Source organism: Curtobacterium sp. VKM Ac-2865 (assembly GCF_015350905.1).
In the GTDB taxonomy this organism is placed as follows: Bacteria; Actinomycetota; Actinomycetes; order Actinomycetales; family Microbacteriaceae; genus Curtobacterium.
This window is the reverse complement of sequence record NZ_JADKRZ010000002.1, coordinates 482,360-501,230: the sequence shown is the minus strand read 5'-3', so window position 1 is coordinate 501,230 and position 18,871 is coordinate 482,360. Positions and strand designations below refer to the sequence as shown.

19 protein-coding genes and 3 tRNA genes are annotated in these 18,871 nt (G+C 70.8%); 6 read left to right on the top strand and 16 right to left on the bottom strand.

Translation table 11 applies throughout. The annotated features are described in order from the left end of the window. Positions 1–25: 25 nt before the first annotated feature. From lysS to tilS, 12 genes are all read right to left on the bottom strand, one after another. Entirely contained in the window at positions 26–1,552 is a 1,527-nt protein-coding gene (gene lysS / locus ITJ54_RS07525; RefSeq protein WP_194626980.1) for a lysine--tRNA ligase, read from the bottom strand. Positions 1,553–1,616: 64 nt separating this feature from the next. Continuing rightward, positions 1,617–2,072 carry a hypothetical protein gene (locus ITJ54_RS07520; RefSeq protein ID WP_194626978.1) on the bottom strand — a complete coding sequence of 152 codons (456 nt, stop codon included), beginning with the start codon at positions 2,070–2,072 and terminating at the stop codon, positions 1,617–1,619. Then, positions 2,069–2,761, bottom strand: coding sequence for a Rossmann-like and DUF2520 domain-containing protein (locus tag ITJ54_RS07515; RefSeq protein WP_323741628.1), 693 nt, complete (start codon positions 2,759–2,761; stop codon positions 2,069–2,071). The genes ITJ54_RS07520 and ITJ54_RS07515 overlap by 4 nt, the downstream gene beginning before the upstream one ends. Beyond that, positions 2,758–4,518, bottom strand: coding sequence for a PH domain-containing protein (locus ITJ54_RS07510; RefSeq protein ID WP_194626977.1), 1,761 nt, complete (start codon positions 4,516–4,518; stop codon positions 2,758–2,760). The genes ITJ54_RS07515 and ITJ54_RS07510 overlap by 4 nt, the downstream gene beginning before the upstream one ends. 8 nt (positions 4,519–4,526) lie before the next feature. Beyond that, complete coding sequence (locus tag ITJ54_RS07505; RefSeq protein WP_194626975.1) at positions 4,527–5,048, bottom strand: PH domain-containing protein; 522 nt, start codon at positions 5,046–5,048, stop codon at positions 4,527–4,529. A gap of 59 nt (positions 5,049–5,107) precedes the next feature. After that, on the bottom strand, positions 5,108–5,587 hold the full coding sequence (locus ITJ54_RS07500) for a DUF3180 domain-containing protein (RefSeq protein WP_194626974.1): 480 nt from the start codon (positions 5,585–5,587) through the stop codon (positions 5,108–5,110). Beyond that, positions 5,584–6,180: a 2-amino-4-hydroxy-6-hydroxymethyldihydropteridine diphosphokinase gene (gene folK / locus ITJ54_RS07495; protein WP_194626973.1), complete on the bottom strand. Its 597-nt coding sequence runs from the start codon at positions 6,178–6,180 to the stop codon at positions 5,584–5,586. The genes ITJ54_RS07500 and folK overlap by 4 nt, the downstream gene beginning before the upstream one ends. Further along, entirely contained in the window at positions 6,177–6,557 is a 381-nt protein-coding gene (gene folB / locus ITJ54_RS07490; RefSeq protein WP_194626972.1) for a dihydroneopterin aldolase, read from the bottom strand. The genes folK and folB overlap by 4 nt, the downstream gene beginning before the upstream one ends. Beyond that, the gene (gene folP, locus ITJ54_RS07485; RefSeq protein ID WP_323741627.1) at positions 6,554–7,345 is read right to left on the bottom strand and encodes a dihydropteroate synthase; all 792 of its coding nucleotides are present in this window, start codon (positions 7,343–7,345) and stop codon (positions 6,554–6,556) included. The genes folB and folP overlap by 4 nt, the downstream gene beginning before the upstream one ends. Before the next feature lie 77 nt (positions 7,346–7,422). Then, positions 7,423–9,408 carry an ATP-dependent zinc metalloprotease FtsH gene (gene ftsH, locus ITJ54_RS07480; RefSeq protein ID WP_194626970.1) on the bottom strand — a complete coding sequence of 662 codons (1,986 nt, stop codon included), beginning with the start codon at positions 9,406–9,408 and terminating at the stop codon, positions 7,423–7,425. A 157-nt stretch (positions 9,409–9,565) separates the two neighbouring features. Further along, on the bottom strand, positions 9,566–10,117 hold the full coding sequence (hpt, locus tag ITJ54_RS07475; protein ID WP_194626969.1) for a hypoxanthine phosphoribosyltransferase: 552 nt from the start codon (positions 10,115–10,117) through the stop codon (positions 9,566–9,568). Positions 10,118–10,142: 25 nt separating this feature from the next. Further along, on the bottom strand, positions 10,143–11,165 hold the full coding sequence (gene tilS / locus ITJ54_RS07470) for a tRNA lysidine(34) synthetase TilS (RefSeq protein WP_194626968.1): 1,023 nt from the start codon (positions 11,163–11,165) through the stop codon (positions 10,143–10,145). Between the two features lie 52 nt (positions 11,166–11,217). Here tilS and ITJ54_RS07465 point away from each other — a divergent pair, with 52 nt between their 5' ends. Beyond that, positions 11,218–11,709: an inorganic diphosphatase gene (locus tag ITJ54_RS07465; protein ID WP_194626967.1), complete on the top strand. Its 492-nt coding sequence runs from the start codon at positions 11,218–11,220 to the stop codon at positions 11,707–11,709. Positions 11,710–11,874: 165 nt separating this feature from the next. Here the strand turns inward: ITJ54_RS07465 and ITJ54_RS07460 are convergent, their stop codons facing one another. Together ITJ54_RS07460 and ITJ54_RS07455 are read right to left on the bottom strand one after the other, a co-directional pair. Further along, the gene (locus ITJ54_RS07460; RefSeq protein ID WP_194626965.1) at positions 11,875–13,392 is read right to left on the bottom strand and encodes an NlpC/P60 family protein; all 1,518 of its coding nucleotides are present in this window, start codon (positions 13,390–13,392) and stop codon (positions 11,875–11,877) included. Positions 13,393–13,424: 32 nt separating this feature from the next. Next, the gene (locus tag ITJ54_RS07455) at positions 13,425–14,738 is read right to left on the bottom strand and encodes a M23 family metallopeptidase (RefSeq protein WP_194626963.1); all 1,314 of its coding nucleotides are present in this window, start codon (positions 14,736–14,738) and stop codon (positions 13,425–13,427) included. Positions 14,739–15,038: 300 nt separating this feature from the next. Between ITJ54_RS07455 and ITJ54_RS07450 the strand changes: the two genes are divergently transcribed. The 3 genes from ITJ54_RS07450 to ITJ54_RS07440 all read left to right on the top strand — a co-directional run bounded on the left by ITJ54_RS07450 (position 15,039) and on the right by ITJ54_RS07440 (position 15,334). Further along, positions 15,039–15,111, top strand: a tRNA-Glu gene (locus tag ITJ54_RS07450). A gap of 72 nt (positions 15,112–15,183) precedes the next feature. Continuing rightward, a tRNA-Asp gene (locus ITJ54_RS07445) sits at positions 15,184–15,260 on the top strand. 1 nt (position 15,261) lies between these two features. Next, a tRNA-Phe gene (locus ITJ54_RS07440) sits at positions 15,262–15,334 on the top strand. 53 nt (positions 15,335–15,387) lie between these two features. On the opposite strand, the gene ITJ54_RS07435 is transcribed toward ITJ54_RS07440, so the two are convergent. After that, the gene (locus tag ITJ54_RS07435) at positions 15,388–16,398 is read right to left on the bottom strand and encodes an aldo/keto reductase family protein (RefSeq protein ID WP_194626961.1); all 1,011 of its coding nucleotides are present in this window, start codon (positions 16,396–16,398) and stop codon (positions 15,388–15,390) included. A gap of 206 nt (positions 16,399–16,604) precedes the next feature. Here ITJ54_RS07435 and ITJ54_RS07430 point away from each other — a divergent pair, with 206 nt between their 5' ends. Beyond that, positions 16,605–17,273: a hypothetical protein gene (locus ITJ54_RS07430; protein WP_194626959.1), complete on the top strand. Its 669-nt coding sequence runs from the start codon at positions 16,605–16,607 to the stop codon at positions 17,271–17,273. A 56-nt stretch (positions 17,274–17,329) separates the two neighbouring features. Then, the gene (locus ITJ54_RS07425; RefSeq protein ID WP_194626957.1) at positions 17,330–18,322 is read left to right on the top strand and encodes an NAD-dependent epimerase/dehydratase family protein; all 993 of its coding nucleotides are present in this window, start codon (positions 17,330–17,332) and stop codon (positions 18,320–18,322) included. 167 nt (positions 18,323–18,489) lie between these two features. Here ITJ54_RS07425 and ITJ54_RS18090 read toward each other — a convergent pair whose 3' ends face one another. Beyond that, positions 18,490–18,624, bottom strand: coding sequence for a hypothetical protein (locus ITJ54_RS18090; RefSeq protein ID WP_267237988.1), 135 nt, complete (start codon positions 18,622–18,624; stop codon positions 18,490–18,492). Between the last annotated feature and the right edge of the window lie 247 nt (positions 18,625–18,871).

Below are 18,871 nucleotides of genomic sequence, written 5' to 3'. Positions count from 1 at the left end.
ACGCGCACCGAGCCTCCTGGCTGGCTCACTTGACGAGCGGGAAGAGGATCGTCTCGCGGATGCCGAGACCGGTGATCGCCATGAGCAGGCGGTCGACGCCCATGCCCATGCCGCCGGACGGCGGCATGGCGTGCTCGAGGGCCCGCAGGAACTCCTCGTCGACGCGCATGGCCTCGGGGTCGCCGCCCGCGGCGAGCTTCGCCTGCTCGACGAAGCGCTCGCGCTGCACGACCGGGTCGACGAGCTCCGAGTAGGCCGTCGCGAGCTCGAACCCGCGGATGTACAGGTCCCACTTCTCGACGATGCCCGGGCGGGTGCGGTGCTCACGGGTCAGCGGTGAAGTGTCGACCGGGAAGTTCATCACGAACGTCGGGCGGTCGAGCGAGTCGATGACGAAGTGCTCCCACAGCTCTTCGACGTACTTGCCGTGCGTGGCGTGCGCGACCTCGACGCCCTCGGCGGCCGCGAGCTCCTGCAGCTCGGCGAGCGGGGTCTCCGGCGTGATCGTGCGCCCGGCGGCCTCGGACAGGGAGCCGTACATGTCGATGCGGGGCCACTCGCCACCGAGGTCGTACGCGGTGCCGTCGGGCAGCGTGACCTCGAGCGAGCCACCGGTCACCGCGCGGGTCGCGTTCTGCACGAGCTCCTGCGTGAGGTCGGCCATCTGCTCGTAGTTGCCGTACGCCTGGTAGGCCTCGACCATCGCGAACTCGGGCGAGTGCGACGAGTCGGCGCCCTCGTTCCGGAAGTTGCGGTTGATCTCGAAGACGCGGTCGATCCCGCCGACGACGGCCCGCTTCAGGAAGAGCTCCGGCGCGATGCGCAGGTAGAGCTCGGTGTCGAACGCGTTCGAGTGCGTGACGAAGGGCCGGGCTGACGCGCCACCGTGTTGGGTCTGCAGCATCGGGGTCTCGACCTCGAGGTACTCGTGGCCGGTGAACGTCTGGCGGAGCGACGCCATCACGGCGGCACGGGCACGGACGGTCGCGCGGGCCTGGTCGCGGACGATGAGGTCGAGGTACCGCTGGCGGACGCGGGTCTCCTCGTTGAGTTCGTTGTGCAGGTTCGGCAGCGGCAGGATCGCCTTCGCCGCGATCGCCCACTCGTCGACCATGATGCTCAGCTCGCCACGACGCGACGAGATCACGCGGCCGTGCACGAACACGTGGTCGCCGAGGTCGACGTACTCCTTCCAGCGTGCCAGGGAGTCCTCGCCCACCTCGGCGAGGGAGACCATCGCCTGGATGCGCTGGCCGTCGCCGGACTGCAGGGACGCGAAGCAGAGCTTGCCGGTGTTGCGCGAGAACACGATGCGGCCGGCGATCCCGACGACGTCCTGGGTCTCCTCGCCGGTCTCCAGGTGCTCGTACTGCGCCCGGACCGCGGGGATCGTCGTGGTGATCGGGAGCTCGGCGGGGTAGGCCTCGATCCCGGCCTCGAGCAGCCGCGCGCGCTTGTCGAGCCGGACCTGACGCTGCTCGTTCGTCTCCTGTTCGGCCAGGGCGGCGGCGTCGGCGATCGCGGTGTCGGTGGTGGCGGTCTCGTCGGTCATGGGGTGCGGCTCCGGAGGTCGTGGGGGATCGCGTCGATGCTACCGGCCAGCGCCCCGCCGCCCGTCACCGGCGGGATGCGGCCCCGCCCTCGGCGAAGGCCCCGGCGGGCGGACGGCCCTGCGACCGCAGCACGAGCAGGGTCACCGAGGAGCCGACGTAGGCCGCCGCGACGAGGAGCATCACGACGGTGCCGGCCACGTCGTACGCGCTCGAGACGGTCGGCCGCGCGAGCAGCCCGTCGGCGACGAAGTACGCGGCCAGCAGGAACCCGGCGAAGGGCCTCGCGGTCATCCGCCACCACGCACGCGGCGGCGCGACGGGCTCGTCGTCCCCGCGGAACACCCGGACGCCGATGCCGACCATCAGGACGAAGCCGATCGCAGCGATCAGCGGCACGACGGCGTCCGGCAGACCGAACGCGAAGAGCAGCAGCGTGAGCAGGATCCCGATGACGGTGGCCGCGACGACGTACCCGACCTTGGCCTGGGCGGTGGTGATGCGGAACGGGCCGCCCTTCACAGCGCCGACTGCCCGTCCGCCGCCGTCAGCGCGTTGTCGACCGCCGAGCGCACGAGCGCCCCGAGCACACGGCCAGGCCGCTCCACCCCGATCGACGACAGCGTGCCGGCGGACTGGTCCACGATGGCCGTCGAGAAGCTCACGGCAGCGCGCACGGCATCGGCGTACGCGGGCCGGTCCTGCTCGGCGACGACGAAGGGCTCGGCCCCCATCTCGACCACGAGCGCCTGGGCGATCGGGAGCACGGGACCGGGAGCGGTCACGGCGCAGTAGGCGTCCCGCAGCCGCGACAGGTCGACGCTGGTGCCGGTGAACGCCATCGCCGGGTGGATGGCCAGCGGGATCGCGCCGGCGGCCATCGCGGGCGCGAGGATGCCGACGCCGTGGTCCGGACTCGTGTGCACGACGAGCTGTCCCGGCTGCCAGATGCCCGCGTCGGCGAGCCCCTGCACGAGCTCCGCGAGCTGGTCGTCCGGCACCGCGAGCAGCACGAGCTCGCTGCGCTCCACCAGCTCCGGCGTCGTGAGGACGGGGACGCCGGGCAGCAGGGCCTCGGCACGGTCGACGCTCGACATCGAGACGGCGGTGATGCCGACGACCGCGTGCTCCGCGTTCGCCAGCGCCGCGCCGAGGACCGGGCCGACCCGTCCGGCGCCGACGACGCCGACTCCCAGCCGTCCCGCCCTCACCGGGCGGCTCCCGTCCCGGGGACGTCCTGCCAGCCGGGAGGCACGGCGAGCCCTGGGCGGGCCGCTTGCGGGACCGCAGGGTGCGCGTCGGGGGTGGTGCGAGCCTCCTGGCCGTCAGCTGCTGCGGGTCCACGCGACCGCCAGCGGTGCGAGGTGTCGGTGGCCGCTGCCTCGACCGCGCGTTCGGCGGTGCCGGACCACAGGAGTTGGGCGTCCTTCGCATCGAGCGCACCGACGCGCGCCGCGACCGGACCCGACACGGTGTGGACGTGGACCGAGGCCAGGCGGAGCGCACGCTCCAGCGGTCCCTGCTCGACGCGGACGCTCTGCACGCGGGGCAGCGGGACGACGACGAGCGAGCGCCAGACGGCACCGAGGCGGAGCAGCACGGCGCCCTCGACGAAGCGGTACCCGTTGCGGCGCGCCGAGAGCGGGCGGAGCCAACGACCCCGACGCGGCGAGTGCACGAAGCCACCGGCGTCCCCGGTGGTGGTGAGACTGTCGTCGACGACGCTGACCGCTTCCGCGGAGCCCTCGCGGAGGCGGTCCTTCGAGGCCTCCGGGCCGACCACGGCGGACCCGACGAGTGCCGGCAGGATGATCTCGAGCACCTGGCGGACGTCGGCGGCGGTCCCCACGGGGAGGACGATGGACGACACCTGCTGGTTGCTCGACGCCCCGTTGCCGGCGTTGGTCGCGCGGTTGATGCGGACGTCCCACCAGCCGAACGGGCGCCAGAGCAGGGGCTGCGCGACGCTCACGGCGTGGATGCGGCCGGGCGGCAGGGTCTCGTTCGTCGTCGAGACCAGGCCGAAGCCGATCCGGATGCCGTCGCGGGTGTCGGCGATCGTGTACTGCAGCGACTTCGAGAACTTGCGGACGTAGTAGCCGCCGCTGCCGATGACGGCGGGGAACAGCGTCACGAGCAGGAAGTACTCCCCCGTGATCGCGATGCTGACGATGATCGCGACGACCAGCGCCAGGATGACCACGGTCGTGCCGGAAAGCAACATCGAGGCGATGAGGCGCCCGGGACGGACCTTCACGATGCGGGTGGCGTGCACGGCGTCGGCGTCGAGCTCGGGCGAGAGGAACTCGTAGACGCGGTCCGACACCACCCCGTCCGAGCTGTACTGGCGGCGGGCGGTCGCTTCCTCGGGCTCGTCGCGCGCACCGGACGCGAGCGACAGGATGCGCTGCCGGAGGTCGTCCGACGCCTTCGCCCCGAGGTACGCGAGCTGCACGTTGGCGTCGTTGCCCGCCTGCGCGATCTCGAGCTTCGCCGTCCCGAACAGGCGGGGGATCAGCGGACGGGTGATGTTGATGCCCTGGATCCGGTCGAGTCGGGCCTTGCGGTGGTTGCGGAAGAGCACGCCGGAGCGCACCTCGACGATCTCACCGGTGACGCGGAACTCGTGCATGCGCCACGACAGGTAGAACAGCCCGATCAGCACGATCAGGAACACCGCGATCCCGAGCAGCACCCACCCGAACGCGCCGTGCTCCCACACGTAGCGAACGGGGTCACCCTGCTCGCGTGAGCCGCTGCCCGGGATGAAGGTCTCGAACAGGGTGTCGCGGAGGTTGTTCACGACGATGCCGAGCACGACGACCAGGAAGATCCCGCCGCGCAGCAGCGGTGTCAGCGGGTGCAGTCGGTGCCACTCCCCGTCGGTCAGGGGCGCTGCCGCGGCCGCGTTCCCCCGGCGGTTCGGGGCGGGCGGTGCGGGCGGCGGCGGTCCGGGTCGGAAGGTCACGTCGGCCCCTACAGCCCGGCGCGACGGGACTCGGCGAGCTCGACGAGTCGGTCGCGGAGCTCGTCGGCGCGGTCGGCGGGGATGCCCGGGATCCGGACGTTCGTCGACGCTGCGGCGGTCACGAACTTCAGCTCGCTCATGCCGAGCGCCCGGTCGAGCGGACCGCGGTTCACGTCGACGAGCTGCAGACGGCCGTACGGCACCGCGGTGAAGCGCTGCCACATCAGGCCCTTGCGGAGCACGAAGTCGTCGTCGCGCAGGGCGTACCCGATCGCACGGACCCGGCGCGGCGTGAGGACGGCCGTGACCAGCGTGATGATGCCGATCGCGACACCGATCAGCGTCCAGACGAGGCCGGACGTCTCACCGGGCCCACCGCTCGCGACGCCGATCAGCACGCAGCCGACGGTCACGACGACGCCGGCCAGGACGGTCGTGATGAGCTCGGTCCAGACGAGCTTGGAGGACACCCGGGTCCAGTCGACACCGGTCAGGCCGAGGCTGGGCTCGTCGAGTCGTTCGCGCGGCATCGCGGCCTCCTGTGGTGTGGCGTCGGTGGGCCGTCGCGCGGTGGTCGTGCGGCCGTCGGTCAGTGCACCGCCGTGCCGCCGCGCGGGTCGTCGTGGTCGTCGTCGTCCGGGGGGACGACGCACATGCGTTCGGCGGCGAGGGCGCACACGGTGAGCACGATCCCGCCTCCGACCGCCACGGCGTTCGGCAGGGTCGAGCCTAGCGAAGGCACGACCGAGCGGGTCAGGAGGTACACGACCAGTCCGAGCGCCAGCGCACCGAACAGGGTGCCGCAGATGCTCGAGGCCTTCGCGAGCAGGACCACGCGGGTGGCGTAGTGCGGGTCGACGCGGCGCTCGGCACGCCCCCGGACCTGTCGACGGATCGGGAGCGCCATCACCACGAGGGCGATGCCGATGAACGCGAGCGTCAGGCCGAGGGGGGCGGACAGGATGAGCGTCGGGGCCTGACGCGAGGCGAGCGCTGCGTCGAGGGCGAAGCCGGCCACGACCGCGACGATCGCGACGCTGACCAGGGTCGAGGCGCGGGTCGGCTTCACGAGGGAGCTCCGGGGGTCGCGTCGGCGGTCGGCGCTGCTGCGGCGTCGGTCGGACGGGAGGCTCGGGTCGGCTCGTCGAAGAGGCGCGGCTCGTCGACGCGCTCGGTGTCGTCGCCGACCGCGGCGAGCAGGTCGGCCACCGGCCCGGCACCGGGCAGCACGGCCGAGGGGTCGGCGTCGTGCCAGGGTGCGAGCACGAACGCCCGCTCGTGTGCCCGGGGGTGCGGCACGGTCAGCGTCAGGGTGTCGACGAGGACGTCCGTGCCGTCGTCGTCCTGCAGCGCGACGACGTCGAGGTCGAGCGTGCGGTCGCCCCACCGGACCTCGCGGGTGCGGCCGTGGGCGTCCTCGATGGCGTGCAGGGCGTCGAGGAGCTCCTGCGGACCCAGGTCGGTGTCCACGACGACCACGGCGTTGCGGTACCGGGGCTTCGCCGTGTCCGGGCCGTCGAGGGTCACGGCGACGGACTCGACCTCGTGGCTGGACGCGACCGGTCGGACGCCGGGGACCGCTGCGACGGCGGCCGCTGCGGCGCGGAGCGTGCTGCCCCGGTCGCCGAGGTTGGCGCCGAGGGCGATGACGGCACGGCTCACGCGGGGGCCTCGCCAGCGGCGCGCTCGCGGCGAATCGTGATCGACACGTCGGTGAACGGCACGGTGATCGGCGCCTGCGGCTTGTGCACGGTCACCTCGGTGGCCAGGGCGGCGCGGTGGGTGAGCACGGCGGCGGCGATGCGCTCGGCGAGGGTCTCGATGAGGTCGACCGGGTCGCGCTCGATCTCGGCGACGACCTGCTCGGCGAGGACCCCGTAGTGCACGGTGCGGTCGAGGTCGTCGGTGCCGGCCGCGGCTCGGGCATCGACCTCGACCGCGACGTCGACCACGAAGTCCTGGCCGTCGGCACGCTCGTGGTCGAAGACGCCGTGGTTGCCACGGGCACGGACCCCGGTGAGGCGGATGGTGTCGTTCACGATCGAGCTGCCCTCCAGGCTTCCCACACGTCCAGGACGGCGCGGGTCGGTGCGGGGTCGTGCACGCGCACGCCCCAGGCGCCTCGTTCGGCGGCCAACAGGCTGATGGCGGCCGTGGCGAGGTCACGGTCCTTCGGTGGAGCACCCTCGGCGCTGCCGACGCCCTCGAGGAAGCGCTTCCGCGAGGCGGCGACGAGCACGGGCAGACCGATCGAGGCGAAGCGCTCGTACCCGGCGAGGATCTCCCAGTTCTGCGCGCCCTGCTTGGCGAAGCCGAGGCCCGGGTCGATGACGACCTGCTCCTGACGGACGCCCAGCACGATCAGCTCGGCGACGCGCATCTCGACCTCGCGACGGACCTCGTCCACCGCGTGCTCGTAGACCGCGTCGCGGTACATCCGGTCGCTGTGGCCCCGCCAGTGCATCACCACGAAGCCGGTGCCCGTCGCTGCCACCACCCGGGCCATGTCCGGGTCGGCGAGACCGCCGGACACGTCGTTCACGATGACGGCGCCGAGCTCGACCGCGCGTTCGGCGGTGCTGGCGTTCATCGTGTCGATGCTGACCGGCACGCCCTCGGCGACGAGCTGCTCGACGACGGGAAGCACCCGCGCCTGCTCGACGTCCACGGGCACACGCTCGGCCCCGGGACGGGTGGACTCCCCGCCGACGTCGACGATGTCGGCACCGGTGGCGACGAGGTCACGGGCGTGGGCCAGGGCACTGTCGTACGCCTGGTGCAGCCCGCCGTCGGAGAACGAGTCCGGCGTGACGTTGAGGATCCCCATCACGCGGGTCCGTCCTCCGACGGACGAGCGGCCACCTCGGCGGCGTTCCCGTCTCGTCGGCAGGTCCGTCATGCCGGCTACGCGGGTGCGATGCCCGGGTTGCCGAACGGACGGGCCCGACGGTTCTTCGACGCCTCGGTCTCCTGCTCGGCGGCGGTGTTCGCGGCCTTGCCGGGGACGGCGATGGCGGGCAGGTCGCTCACCGGTCGCTTCTCGCTCGAGAGCCACTGCGGGCGCTCGGGGAGCTTGCGGACGTCCTTGAACAGCTCGACGAGCTCCGGCGCGTCCAGCGTCTCCTTCTCGAGGAGCTCACCGGCCAGGCGGTCGAGCAGGTCGCGGTTGTCGTTGAGGACCTGGTAGGCCTCGTCGTGTGCGGCCTCGAGCAGCGCGCGGGTCTCGGCGTCGACGGTCTCGGCGATGTTCTCCGAGTAGTCGCGCCCCGTCCCACCGCTCATGTCACGGCCGACGAACGGCTCGGTCGACCCGGCGCCGAGCTTGACGGACCCGACGGCACGGCTCATGCCGTACTCGGTCACCATCTTGCGCGCGGTGCCGGTGGCCTTCTCGATGTCGTTCGACGCGCCCGTGGTCGGGTCGTGGAAGACGATCTCCTCGGCGACGCGGCCGCCCATGGCGTAGGTGAGCTGGTCGAGGAGCTCGTTGCGCGTGACGGAGTACTTGTCCTCGAGCGGGAGCACCATCGTGTAGCCGAGGGCACGGCCGCGCGGCAGGATCGTGATCTTCGTGACCGGGTCGGTGTGGCGCATCGCCGCTGCCGCGAGTGCGTGGCCGCCCTCGTGGTACGCGGTGATCAGGCGTTCCTGGTCGGACATGATGCGCGTGCGGCGCTGCGGGCCGGCCATCACGCGGTCGACGGCCTCGTCCAGGGCACGGTTGTCGATGAGCTGCGCGTTCGACCGGGCGGTCAGCAGCGCGGCCTCGTTCAGCACGTTCGCCAGGTCGGCACCGGTGAAGCCCGGCGTCTTGCGGGCGAGCAGCTCGAGGTCGACGCCGGCGGCCAGGGGCTTGCCCTTCGAGTGCACCTCGAGGATCTGCTTGCGGCCCTGCAGGCCCGGTGCGTCGACGCCGATCTGGCGGTCGAAGCGGCCCGGACGCAGGAGCGCGGGGTCGAGCACGTCGGGACGGTTCGTCGCGGCGATGAGGATGACGTTCGTCTTGCCGTCGAAGCCGTCCATCTCGACGAGGAGCTGGTTCAGCGTCTGCTCGCGCTCGTCGTTGCCGCCGCCGATGCCGGCGCCACGGTGACGTCCCACGGCGTCGATCTCGTCGATGAAGACGATGGCCGGGGAGTTCTGCTTGGCCTGGTCGAAGAGGTCACGGACACGGCTCGCACCGACACCGACGAACATCTCGACGAAGTCCGAACCGGAGATCGAGTAGAACGGCACGCCCGCTTCGCCGGCGACGGCACGTGCGAGCAGGGTCTTGCCGGTGCCGGGAGGGCCGTACAGCAGCACGCCCTTCGGGATCTTGGCACCGACGGCCTGGAACTTGGCCGGCTCCTTGAGGAACTCCTTGATCTCGTGGAGCTCCTCGATGGCCTCGTCCGCACCGGCGACGTCGGAGAAGGAGACCTGCGGGTTCTCCTTGTTGTTCATCTTCGCCTTGGACTTGCCGAACTGCATGACCTTCGACCCGCCGCCCTGCGAGTTGGCGATGAGGAACCAGAACAGCGCACCGATGAGCAGGAACGGCAGGAGCGTCAGGATGAGCGTGACGAACCAGTTCGACTGCTGGACGGTGTCGTTGTAGCCCTTCGGCAGGTCGGCCTGCGCGATGGCGTCGACGACCTCGGGCCCGCGCGGCTCGGAGTAGTAGAACTGCTCCGTCGCGCCGCCGTCCTTGAGGACGAGGTCGACGCGCTGGTCGGTCGAGTTCACGACGGCGGAGGACACCTTGCCGTCAGCGATCTGCTCGAGCCCCTTCTGGGTGTCGATCTGGGAGGTACCGGTCGAGGACAGGAGCTGCCAGCCGACGATGATCCCCACGAGCGCGAGCAGTACCCAGACGTACGGTCCGCGGAAGATGCGCTTGAAGTCCATGTGATCCGGGCAGAGTGCCCGACACCTTTCTCTGCCGAAGTTGCGTGCAGGTCAGCATACGGCTGCGACTCTGTGGCGAGAATGGGTGTCCTCTGCGGGCGAACTGGACGGTTCGCCAGCGGGACTGGACGGTTCGCCAGCGGGACTGGACCGTTCGTCAGGAGTAGACGTGCGGGGCGAGGACCCCGATGCCGCGTAGGTTGCGGTAGCGCTCGTCGTAGTCGAGACCGAAGCCGACGACGAAGGCGTCCGGGATGTCGTAGCCGACGTAGCGGACGTCGACCTCGACCTTGGCGGCCTCGGGCTTGCGCAGGAGTGCGACGATCTCGACGCTCGCGGCTCCGCGGGACTCGAGGTTCTGCTTGAGCCAGGACAGCGTCAGCCCGGAGTCGATGATGTCCTCGACGATGATGACGTCGCGACCGTGCAGGTCGGTGTCGAGGTCCTTGAGGATGCGCACGACGCCGGACGACTTCGTGCCGGAGCCGTAGGACGACACCGCCATCCAGTCCATCTTCGCCTGCAGGGTCAGGTGCCGCGAGAAGTCCGCCATCACCATGACCGCGCCCTTGAGCACGCCGACGAGCAGCGGGTCCCGGTCGGCGTAGTCGCGATCGACCGCCGCCGCGAGCTCGGCGATCTTGTCGTCGATCTGCTCGGGGGTGAAGAGCACTTCGGAGAGGTCGTCCTGCACGTCGGAGAGTTCCACGCGCCAAGCCTAACGGCCCGCGGACTCAGTGCCCGGCGCTGAACGACAGCCGGTCGCCGTCGCGCGAGGCCCGGACGCCGGGCAGGTCGATCGGCCCCTGCCCGCTCCAGTCGGTCACGAGCCGGCAGACCTCGAGCGTCTGCACACGGGTCAGCGTCACGCCGAACTCGCTCTCGACGGCCAGGCGCACCAGCCGCTGCCGGAGCGCGGGCGGGTTCGCCTGGAGCTGCCGCACGGACAGCGCGATGCCGGCCTCGGAGTGCTCGGCGAGGTCCTCGGCCATCTCCTCGGCGAAGTGGTCGAGCGCGGCCGAGTCCTCGCGCAGCTGGTCGGCCGTGCGGGCAAGGGCCTCGGCCACGTCGGCACCGAGCTCCCGTTCGAGCGCGGGCAGCAGCGTCGTGCGGACCCGCACCCGCGTGTACGCCGGGTCGTCGTTCTGCGGGTCGTGCCACGGTGCCAGCCCCGCGGCGGCGCAGGCCTGCCGCGTCGTGGGCCGTCGGACCGCCAGGAGCGGTCGGCCGTAGGCGAGCCCGTCCGTCCGTCGCGCCAGCGGCGGCATGCCGGACAGGCTGTCCGGCCCGCTGCCGCGCAGCAGGCCGAGCAGCACCGTCTCGGCCTGGTCGTCCAGGGTGTGCCCGAACAGCACCAGGGGTGACCCGGTGGCGGCGGCGACCTCGGCGATCGACGCGTGGCGGGCCTCCCGGGCGGCGCCCTCCGGACCACCGTCGGAGCCGACGGTGACCCTGCGGACCTCGACCGGTGCCAGGCCCAGCTCGGCGGCCTGCCTGGAGGCTCGGCTCGCCACCGCCTCGGAGCCCGCCTGGAGCGCGTGGTCGACGACGACCGCGCCGGCGCGGAGGTCCTGCTTCGGGGCCTCGAACGCGGTGGCCGCGGCGAGGGCGAGGGAGTCCGGTCCGCCGCTCAGGGCGACGAGGACCAGGTCGCCGTCACGGACGATCCCCTCGGTGCGCGCCTGGGCGAGGAGCTCGCGCACGGCGCGGCGTGTGCCGGCGACTGCGGGATCCAACCGGGGACGCGGAGAGTTCACCCGGTAACGTTAGCCGCGCTTTCCCGTGCAACCGACAGACCAGGAGCAACCAATGGCCGCGTACGACGTCGTCGTCGAGATCCCCAAGGGCAGCCGCAACAAGTACGAGGTGGACCACGAGACCGGTCGCGTCTACCTCGACCGCGTGCTGTTCACGTCGTTCGTCTACCCGACGGACTACGGCTTCTTCGAGCAGACCCTGGCGGACGACGGTGACCCCGTGGACGCCCTGCTGCTGCTCGAGTACCCGACCTTCCCGGGCGTGGGCGTGAAGGTCCGCCCCGTCGGCGTCTTCAAGATGAGCGACGAGGCCGGCATCGACGCCAAGGTCCTCGTGGTCCCCGCGAAGGACCCGCGCTGGGCGCACATCCAGGACATCTCGGACGTCGACGACCAGACCAAGGCCGAGATCGCGCACTTCTTCGAGCGCTACAAGGACCTCGAGCCGAACAAGTGGGTCAAGGCCGAGGGCTGGGGCGACGCCGCCGAGGCCGAGGCCATCGTCACGGCCGGCCAGGCCGCGTACGTGCCCGCGGGGCACTGACGCCCGTCTGCTGACGCCCGAACGGCCCGGTCCCCTCGTGGGGCCGGGCCGTTCTGCGTGTGCCGCCGGGTCGCTCCTGCGGGGCGTCTCGGGTTGCGCCCCCGCGTGCACATCGCGCCCCGGTGCGACGGGGCGCGATGTGCGCGGCGGGGCGCGACGTCCGGCCTAGAGGGAGCCGCTCGGGCGGCCGACGTACGGCAGGAGTTCGCCGGGCGACCAGATGGCCCGTTCGACGACGCCGACGCGGACGTTCGCGGCCTCGACCATCATCCCGCCGCCGGTGTAGATGGCGTCGTGGTACCCGCCGGACGCTGCGCCGTTCTTCGAGAAGAACAGGACGTCGCCGGGCTGGCGCTGCGACATGGGCACGAGCCGTCCGACGCTCTGGAAGTAGTAGTACTGCGACACGACGTTGTGGGCACCGGTGGCGACACCCTGGCTCGAGTAGGCCATCTTCACGAGGCCGGAGCAGTCGTAGGCACGAGGGCCCTCGCCGCCGAACTCGTACGGCTTGCCGATCTGTGCCCGGGCGTAGCCGATGGCGCCGGCGGCCTTGGACGGGGAGCTCGGGGCGGGGGCGGGCTTCGGCGCCGGAGCTGGGGCTGGGGCTGGAGCCGGCTTCGGCGCGGGGGCAGGCGCTGGCTTCGGGGCGGGCGCGGGAGCCGGGGCTGGGGCCGGCTCGGCGCCGGAGCCGGAGCCGCTCGACGCGGTGTCGCCACTCGTGCTGCCGCTGGGCCTGCTGCTGTTGGGCTTGCTGCTGTTGGGCTTGCTGCTGCTCGGCTTGCTGCTGCTGGGCTTGTCGTTGCTGGGCTTGCTGCTGCCCGACGTGCTGCCGCCGGCCGTGCTGCCGCCCGTGTTCTCATCGCCGGAGGAAGTCGTCGTGGTCCCGCTGCCGGTCGAGGTCGTCTGCGCGGCGAGCTGTGCCTCAGCCTGCTCGGCCCGCTGCTGCGTGTAGTAGGCGCTCTCGGCGGCGGCCGTCGTGCCCTTGAGGAACGCGAGCTGCTCGAGCACCTCACCCTGCTGCGCCTGGCTCTTCTCGAGGCGCCCGTTCGCCGTGGCTGCGGCGTCGTTCGCGTCGGCGAGCGCGGCCTTCGTGGTCTCGGTGGCCGCAGCGAGTGCCATCGTCGCCTTCGACTTCTGCGCGGCGAGGGCGTCGACGGTCTTCTGGTCCGCCTCGGCACGGGCGAGGACCATCGCGGACCGCTCGGACAGGTGCGACATCGTGCCGACCTGGTAGAGCAGGTCCTTCGCGTCGCCGTCGTCCAGCAGCAGGCTCGTCGAGAGGTCTCCGCCACCCGAGCGGGACAGTTCGACGACGAGCGCGGCGACCTGCGCCGCTGAGTCGTCGGCCTTCGACTTCGCCCGCTTCGACTGCGCGCTGAGGTCGTCGAGCGTCGACTGCGCCTCCTGCTGCTGCGACGCGGCGGCCGAGTACGTCTGGCCTGCCTGCTGCACCACGGCGCCAGCGGCGTCCGCGGCGTCCTGCAACGAGGACAGCCGCGACGCCAGCTCGTCGACCGTCTGCTGCGTGTCGGCCTGGTCGGCCTTCGCTGCCTGCACGTCCGCCCACGACGGGGCCTTCGGTGCCGCCTCGGCCGGTCCGGCGATCGACACGGACAGCCCGATGCCGATCAGGGTGACGGTGGCGATGCCGCAGGCGAGGGAACGCGCAGGCTTCTTCATGTGGTGTCAGGGCCTCTCGGGCGCGCACACGGTCATACCGAGATCCCCCGCGCAGCCATGAAGGGGACCGGGTCGACGGCAGCACCGTTGACGCGGGTCTCGAAGTGGAGGTGGCAGCCGGTCGACCACCCGGTCGAACCGACCTGGGCGATCTGCTGGCCGGCCTCGACGTGCTGGCCGCTCGCGACCATGATGCCGCCGTCGACCACGTGCCCGTAGGCGGTGGAGATCCCGCCGCCGTTGTCGAGGATGACCTCGTTGCCGTAGCCGCCGCCGTTGCCCGCGAACACCACGGTGCCGGACGCCGCGGCGTAGATCGGGGAGTAGCAGGCCGGGGCCAGGTCGACACCCGCGTGCAGGGCGTGCGCGTGCGTGTACGGGTCGACGCGGTAGCCGAAGGGACTCGTCTGGTACCCGGCAGAGGGGCGGACCCACCCGGACGCGTTCGCGGTGCCTCCGGCGACGGCCGGGGCGCTGCCGCTGGGCTGCGCCGGCGTCGGTGCTGCTGCGGCCGCCGCAGCTGCCGCTGCCGCTTCTTCTGCGCGCTTCCGAGCGAGGGCCGCCTGCCGCGCCTTCTCGACCTGGACGCCCTTCTTGTACTTCGACTCGACGTTGCTCGCGTTCGTCGTGAGCAGGGTCAGCTGCGCTTCGAGACGTTCCTGGTTGGCGTTCTGGGCGTCGACAGCTCGCTGCGCGGAGTCGGCGGCCGACTGCGCGGCCTGCATCTTCTGCTGGGCGGCATCAGCCAGTGCGCCGAGGGCCTTCTTGGCGACGTTCGACTTGTCGGCGAGGGCCTGCGCCGTGCCCCGGTCCTGTGACGCCTGCGAGTAGATGCCGTCCGCCTGCTCGCTGAGCTTCGACATCGCGCCGAGCTCGTACAGCAGGTCACCGGAGTTCGTGGGGTGCGTGAGGAGGTCCGTCGTCACGTCGCTCGAACTCGCGCGCCCGAGCTGAGCGGCCAGCTGACCGGCCTGCTCCTCGGACTGGGCAGCGGTCTTCTCGGCGGCGTCGGCCTGACCCTGGAGCTTCTGCTGCTTGAGCGTGGCCTCGTCGAACGCGGTCTGTGCCGTCTGGTACGCCGAACCGGCAGCCGCGGCGGACTTCTGCTTCGCCGAGGCGTCCGACTTCAGGCCCGCGATGAGGCCACGGATCTCGGTCACCTTGTCCTGCTGCGCCGACGCCGAGGCCTTCGCGGACTGCACGTCGTCCCAGCTCGGGTACGACACGGCAGAAGCGGCCCCGACGGGTCCGACCACAGCGAGGGTCCCTGCGGTGAGCACGACAGCGACCGCGGCGGCGACGAGGCGGCGGCGGAAGCGGCGGGACTGCGGGAATGAGGTCGACATGTATCTCGATTTCGTAACAGCGCGGCAAGGCTCACGCACGTAACACTGTTAACAGACGCAACAGTAACAACAGGTGCCGACCCGATGCAGCCCCTCGGAGGAGGGGCGCGGGCCGACGACGATGGTCCCACTCGACCATCGACAGCGCAGAATCGGAGCCAGTGCTCCACGGTGAGTGAAGACCGGCGGGATGAACACGACCACGCGACACGCCGGGCGGACCGGCTCGGACGCATCCGATTTGGCATCGGGGCGAGGCATCCGTATGCTTGTCCATCGGTAGCGCGATGCACTGCTTGCGGCCCTATCGTTTAGTGGCCTAGGACACCGCCCTTTCACGGCGGCAGCACGGGTTCGAATCCCGTTGGGGTCACTCTCCGGAGTGAGCAAGTAACGTAGTGCGAAGCAACACCGAGCAAGACAGTACGATCAAGTAATTCCATATGGCCCTGTAGCGCAGCTGGTTAGCGTGCCGCCCTGTCACGGCGGAGGTCGCGGGTTCAAGTCCCGTCAGGGTCGCCACGGCTGGGTAGCTCAGTTGGTAGAGCGTTCGACTGAAAATCGAAAGGTCCGCGGATCGACGCCGCGTCCAGCCACATGGTGAAGAGCCCCTCGCGGAAGCGAGGGGCTCTTCTGCGTTTCCCTGGCCTCAGGCCTCGCGGGTCTTCGGGCTGCTGTCGTTCGTCTTCGCCGGGTCGCTCTCCACGACGCCACCGAGTGCGTCGTCGATGCGGGACATCAGCTCGGCCGGGATCGTCATGCCCGCGGCGCCGGCGTTGTCGTGCACCTGCTCCGGTCGGGACGCACCGATGATCGCCGAGGCGACGTTCTCGTTCTGCAGCACCCAGGCCACGGCGAGCTGCGCCATCGATAGGTCGAGCTCCTTCGCGATCGGCTCGAGCTCCTGCACGGACGACAGGACCTCGTCGCGCATGAAGCGCTTGATCATGTCCGCGCCGCCCTTGTCGTCGGTCGCGCGGGACCCCTCGGGCAGCGGCTGACCCGGCTTGTACTTGCCGGTGAGCACGCCCTGGGCGATCGGCGACCAGACGATCTGCGAGATGCCGAGTTCCTTCGAGGTCGGGACGACCTCGGCCTCGATGACCCGGTACAGCGCGGAGTACTGCGGCTGGTTCGAGATGAGCTGGAAGCCGAGCTCCTTCGCGAGCGCAGCACCGGCGCGGAGCTGGTCGGCGGTCCACTCGGACACGCCGACGTACAGCACCTTGCCCTGGCGGACGATGTCGGCGAACGCCTGCATCGTCTCTTCGAGCGGGGTCTCGTGGTCGTAGCGGTGCGCCTGGTACAGGTCGACGTAGTCCGTCTGCAGGCGACCGAGCGAGCCGTCGATCGACTCGAGGATGTGCTTGCGCGACAGCCCGGTGTCGTTGTGCTGCTTCGGGCCGGTCGGGCCGAAGACCTTCGTGGCGATCTCGAGCGACTGGCGGCGCTCACCCTTGAGGGCTTCACCGAGAACGGTCTCGGCGCCGGTGTTCGCGTAGACGTCGGCGGTGTCGAACGTCGAGATGCCGACGTCGAGCGCGGCACGGACGCAGGCGATCGCCGCGTCGTTCTCGACCTGGGACGCGTGGGTCAGCCAGTTGCCGTAGGTGATCTCGGAGACCTTGAGGCCCGAGTTGCCGAGGTAGCGGTACTCCATGTGCAGTTTCCTCCCGTGCCGCGGCGTCGCGGCGTCCGCCCCGACGGTAGTCCACAGCTCGGGGCCATCGACCCAGCCGGAACTACCACCCGTGATACATGTGTATTTGAGCGGAACACGGAGAAGCGGGAAAGACGAAACCCCGGCGATGTGGCTGGGCCAGTGATCGTTCCGGGGTCTTCAAGATCAGTCTACGAGGAGGGCGGATGGGAAGCAACAGGGGCACACCGAGCACTGATGCAGTCCGCGCGCTCTTGACTCCGAGTCGCCTGCGGTCGTACGTCGACGCGACTCCCGACCTCCGCGGCGCGCTGACGCTCTACGAGTGGAACATGCGGGCGTCGGCCGGCGTGACGGAACTCGTCGGCATCGTGGAGGTCGTCGCGCGGAACGCCCTCGATCGTGAACTGACCACCTGGGTCAGGAGGCGACACCCGGACAGCACCTGGTTCGAGGAGGTCCGCCTGGACGCCCAGGGCAGGAGCGATCTGGCGAAGGCGAGGGGTCGCGCGACGCGGAACGGGCGACGTCCCGAGGTACACGGCCGTGTCGTGGCGGAACTGACCTTCGGGTTCTGGCGGTACCTCGTGGAATCGCGCTACCTGACGACTCTCTGGATCCCAGTTCTCCACGCCGCGTTCCCCCACGGTCCTCATGACCTCCTGACCCGTCAGCGCGAGGTCCGGGCGCGCCTGCAGCAACTGCACTTCGTCCGCAACCGCGCCGCACACCACGAGCCCCTCCATGCACGCGACCTCGATCGGGACCACGACTACGCGATCGAACTCCTCGGCTGGATCCACCCAGCGGCCGCGGAGTGGGCCCAGGACGTGACGAGCCTCCGGGCGGTACTGGGCGCCCGGCCCAGCGCGTGAGGTGCAGGATCGGGAAGAGTGCAGTGCGCACGACCACCACGACGAAGGAGTCATCAATGACCGGAGCGAGCGTCCTGTTCATCGGCGGGAGCGGCGTCATCAGCGCCGCATGCGTCACGGAGGCCACCCAGCAGGGGTACGACGTCACGGTCCTGAACCGTGGGACCACCGGAGGCAGGCCGATCCCGGACAGCGTGACGCGCCTCCAGGCCGACGTGTCGGACCGCACCGCCCTGGCGGAGGTGCTGGGCGACCGCCACTTCGACACGGTCGTGAACTGGATCGCCTTCACGCCGGACCAGGTGCAGGCGGACGTGGAGTTCTTCGCGGGCCGGACCCGGCAGTACGTGTTCATCAGCTCCGCCTCGGCGTACCAGACGCCGGCGACGCACCTGCCGATCACGGAGTCGACGCCGTTGAAGAACCCGTTCTGGCAGTACTCGCGCGACAAGATCGCGTGCGAGGAGCTGCTCATGGAGGCCTACCGGGAGCAGGACTTCCCGGTGACGATCGTGCGGCCGTCGCACACCTACGACGAGACGAAGCTGCCGCTGACCGGCGGGTGGACGGCGATCGCGCGCATGCGCGCCGGCAAGCCGGTCATCATCACGGGTGACGGCACCTCGCTGTGGACCCTCACGCACAGCCGCGACTTCGCGGTGGGCTTCACCGGGCTGCTCGACAACGCTTCGGCGATCGGCGAGGCCTTCACGATCACGAGCGACGAGGCGCCGACCTGGAACGCGATCGCGGCCGAGCTCGCCGCCGCGGCAGGCGTCGAGGACCTGAAGATCGTGCACGTGCCGGCGGAGGCCATCGCGGCCGTCGACGAGGACTGGGGCGCGGCGCTGCTCGGCGACAAGGCCAACAGCTCGGTGTTCGACAACAGCAAGATCCGGTCGCTGGTGCCGTGGTACCGGCCGCGCACGACCTACCGGCAGGGCGCTCGCGAGGTCATCGCCTGGTACGAGGCACACCCGGAGGAACAGGTCGTCGACGAGGGACTCGACGCGCGGATGGACCAGCTCGCGGAGCGCTGGGCGGTCTGACGCGGCGGCCCGACGCGGCGGCGGCGGGGGGCACCGGCCGCTTGAGGAAGGTGCCGCACAACGGAGATCGGCTCGCACCACGTAATTGCATGGTGCGAGCCGATTTCTGTCGTGCGAGACAGGACCGGCACTCCGCCGCCCGGGAGGTTCGGCGCGGGCCCGGTGGGTCAGCTGCGGTCATTCAGGACCGCCGCCAGGGCCCCAATCGCCATGGCGACCTCGTCGTCCGTGACAACGAGCGGCGGTGCGAAGCGGATCGTCCACCCGTGGGTGTCCTTCACGAGGACCTCGCGGGTCGCCATGGCCTTGGCGATCTCCTTGCCGGTGCCGATGGCGGGGGGTCGATGTCGATCGCGCTTATCGCCGAGGAGACGAGTGTACGGGTCGCTCGAACCTGCCGCAGTTCACTGACCACGTCCGCCGACAGAGGTAGTACTGCTCCCCTGGCCTGGCATGATCGCAGCCAGACACAAGAGATGGACCTCTTTCGCCTTAAATCTCGGGGGGGGGGGGAGGAGGAGACTCTCCGGCTTACCGAAGAGAGGTTAG

Bases quoted from the DNA above. Each gene is read 5' to 3' on its own strand.
- ITJ54_RS18090 (WP_267237988.1), bottom strand. From the start codon at position 18,624: ATGGCGACCCGCGAGGTCCTCGTGAAGGACACCCACGGGTGGACGATC.
- ITJ54_RS07455 (WP_194626963.1), bottom strand. From the start codon at position 14,738: ATGTCGACCTCATTCCCGCAGTCCCGCCGCTTCCGCCGCCGCCTCGTC.
- ITJ54_RS07460 (WP_194626965.1), bottom strand. From the start codon at position 13,392: ATGAAGAAGCCTGCGCGTTCCCTCGCCTGCGGCATCGCCACCGTCACC.
- ITJ54_RS07465 (WP_194626967.1), top strand. From the start codon at position 11,218: ATGGCCGCGTACGACGTCGTCGTCGAGATCCCCAAGGGCAGCCGCAAC.
- lysS (WP_194626980.1), bottom strand. From the start codon at position 1,552: ATGACCGACGAGACCGCCACCACCGACACCGCGATCGCCGACGCCGCC.
- ITJ54_RS07425 (WP_194626957.1), top strand. From the start codon at position 17,330: ATGACCGGAGCGAGCGTCCTGTTCATCGGCGGGAGCGGCGTCATCAGC.
- ITJ54_RS07505 (WP_194626975.1), bottom strand. From the start codon at position 5,048: ATGCCGCGCGAACGACTCGACGAGCCCAGCCTCGGCCTGACCGGTGTC.
- folP (WP_323741627.1), bottom strand. From the start codon at position 7,345: ATGGGGATCCTCAACGTCACGCCGGACTCGTTCTCCGACGGCGGGCTG.
- ftsH (WP_194626970.1), bottom strand. From the start codon at position 9,408: ATGGACTTCAAGCGCATCTTCCGCGGACCGTACGTCTGGGTACTGCTC.
- ITJ54_RS07430 (WP_194626959.1), top strand. From the start codon at position 16,605: ATGGGAAGCAACAGGGGCACACCGAGCACTGATGCAGTCCGCGCGCTC.
- ITJ54_RS07435 (WP_194626961.1), bottom strand. From the start codon at position 16,398: ATGGAGTACCGCTACCTCGGCAACTCGGGCCTCAAGGTCTCCGAGATC.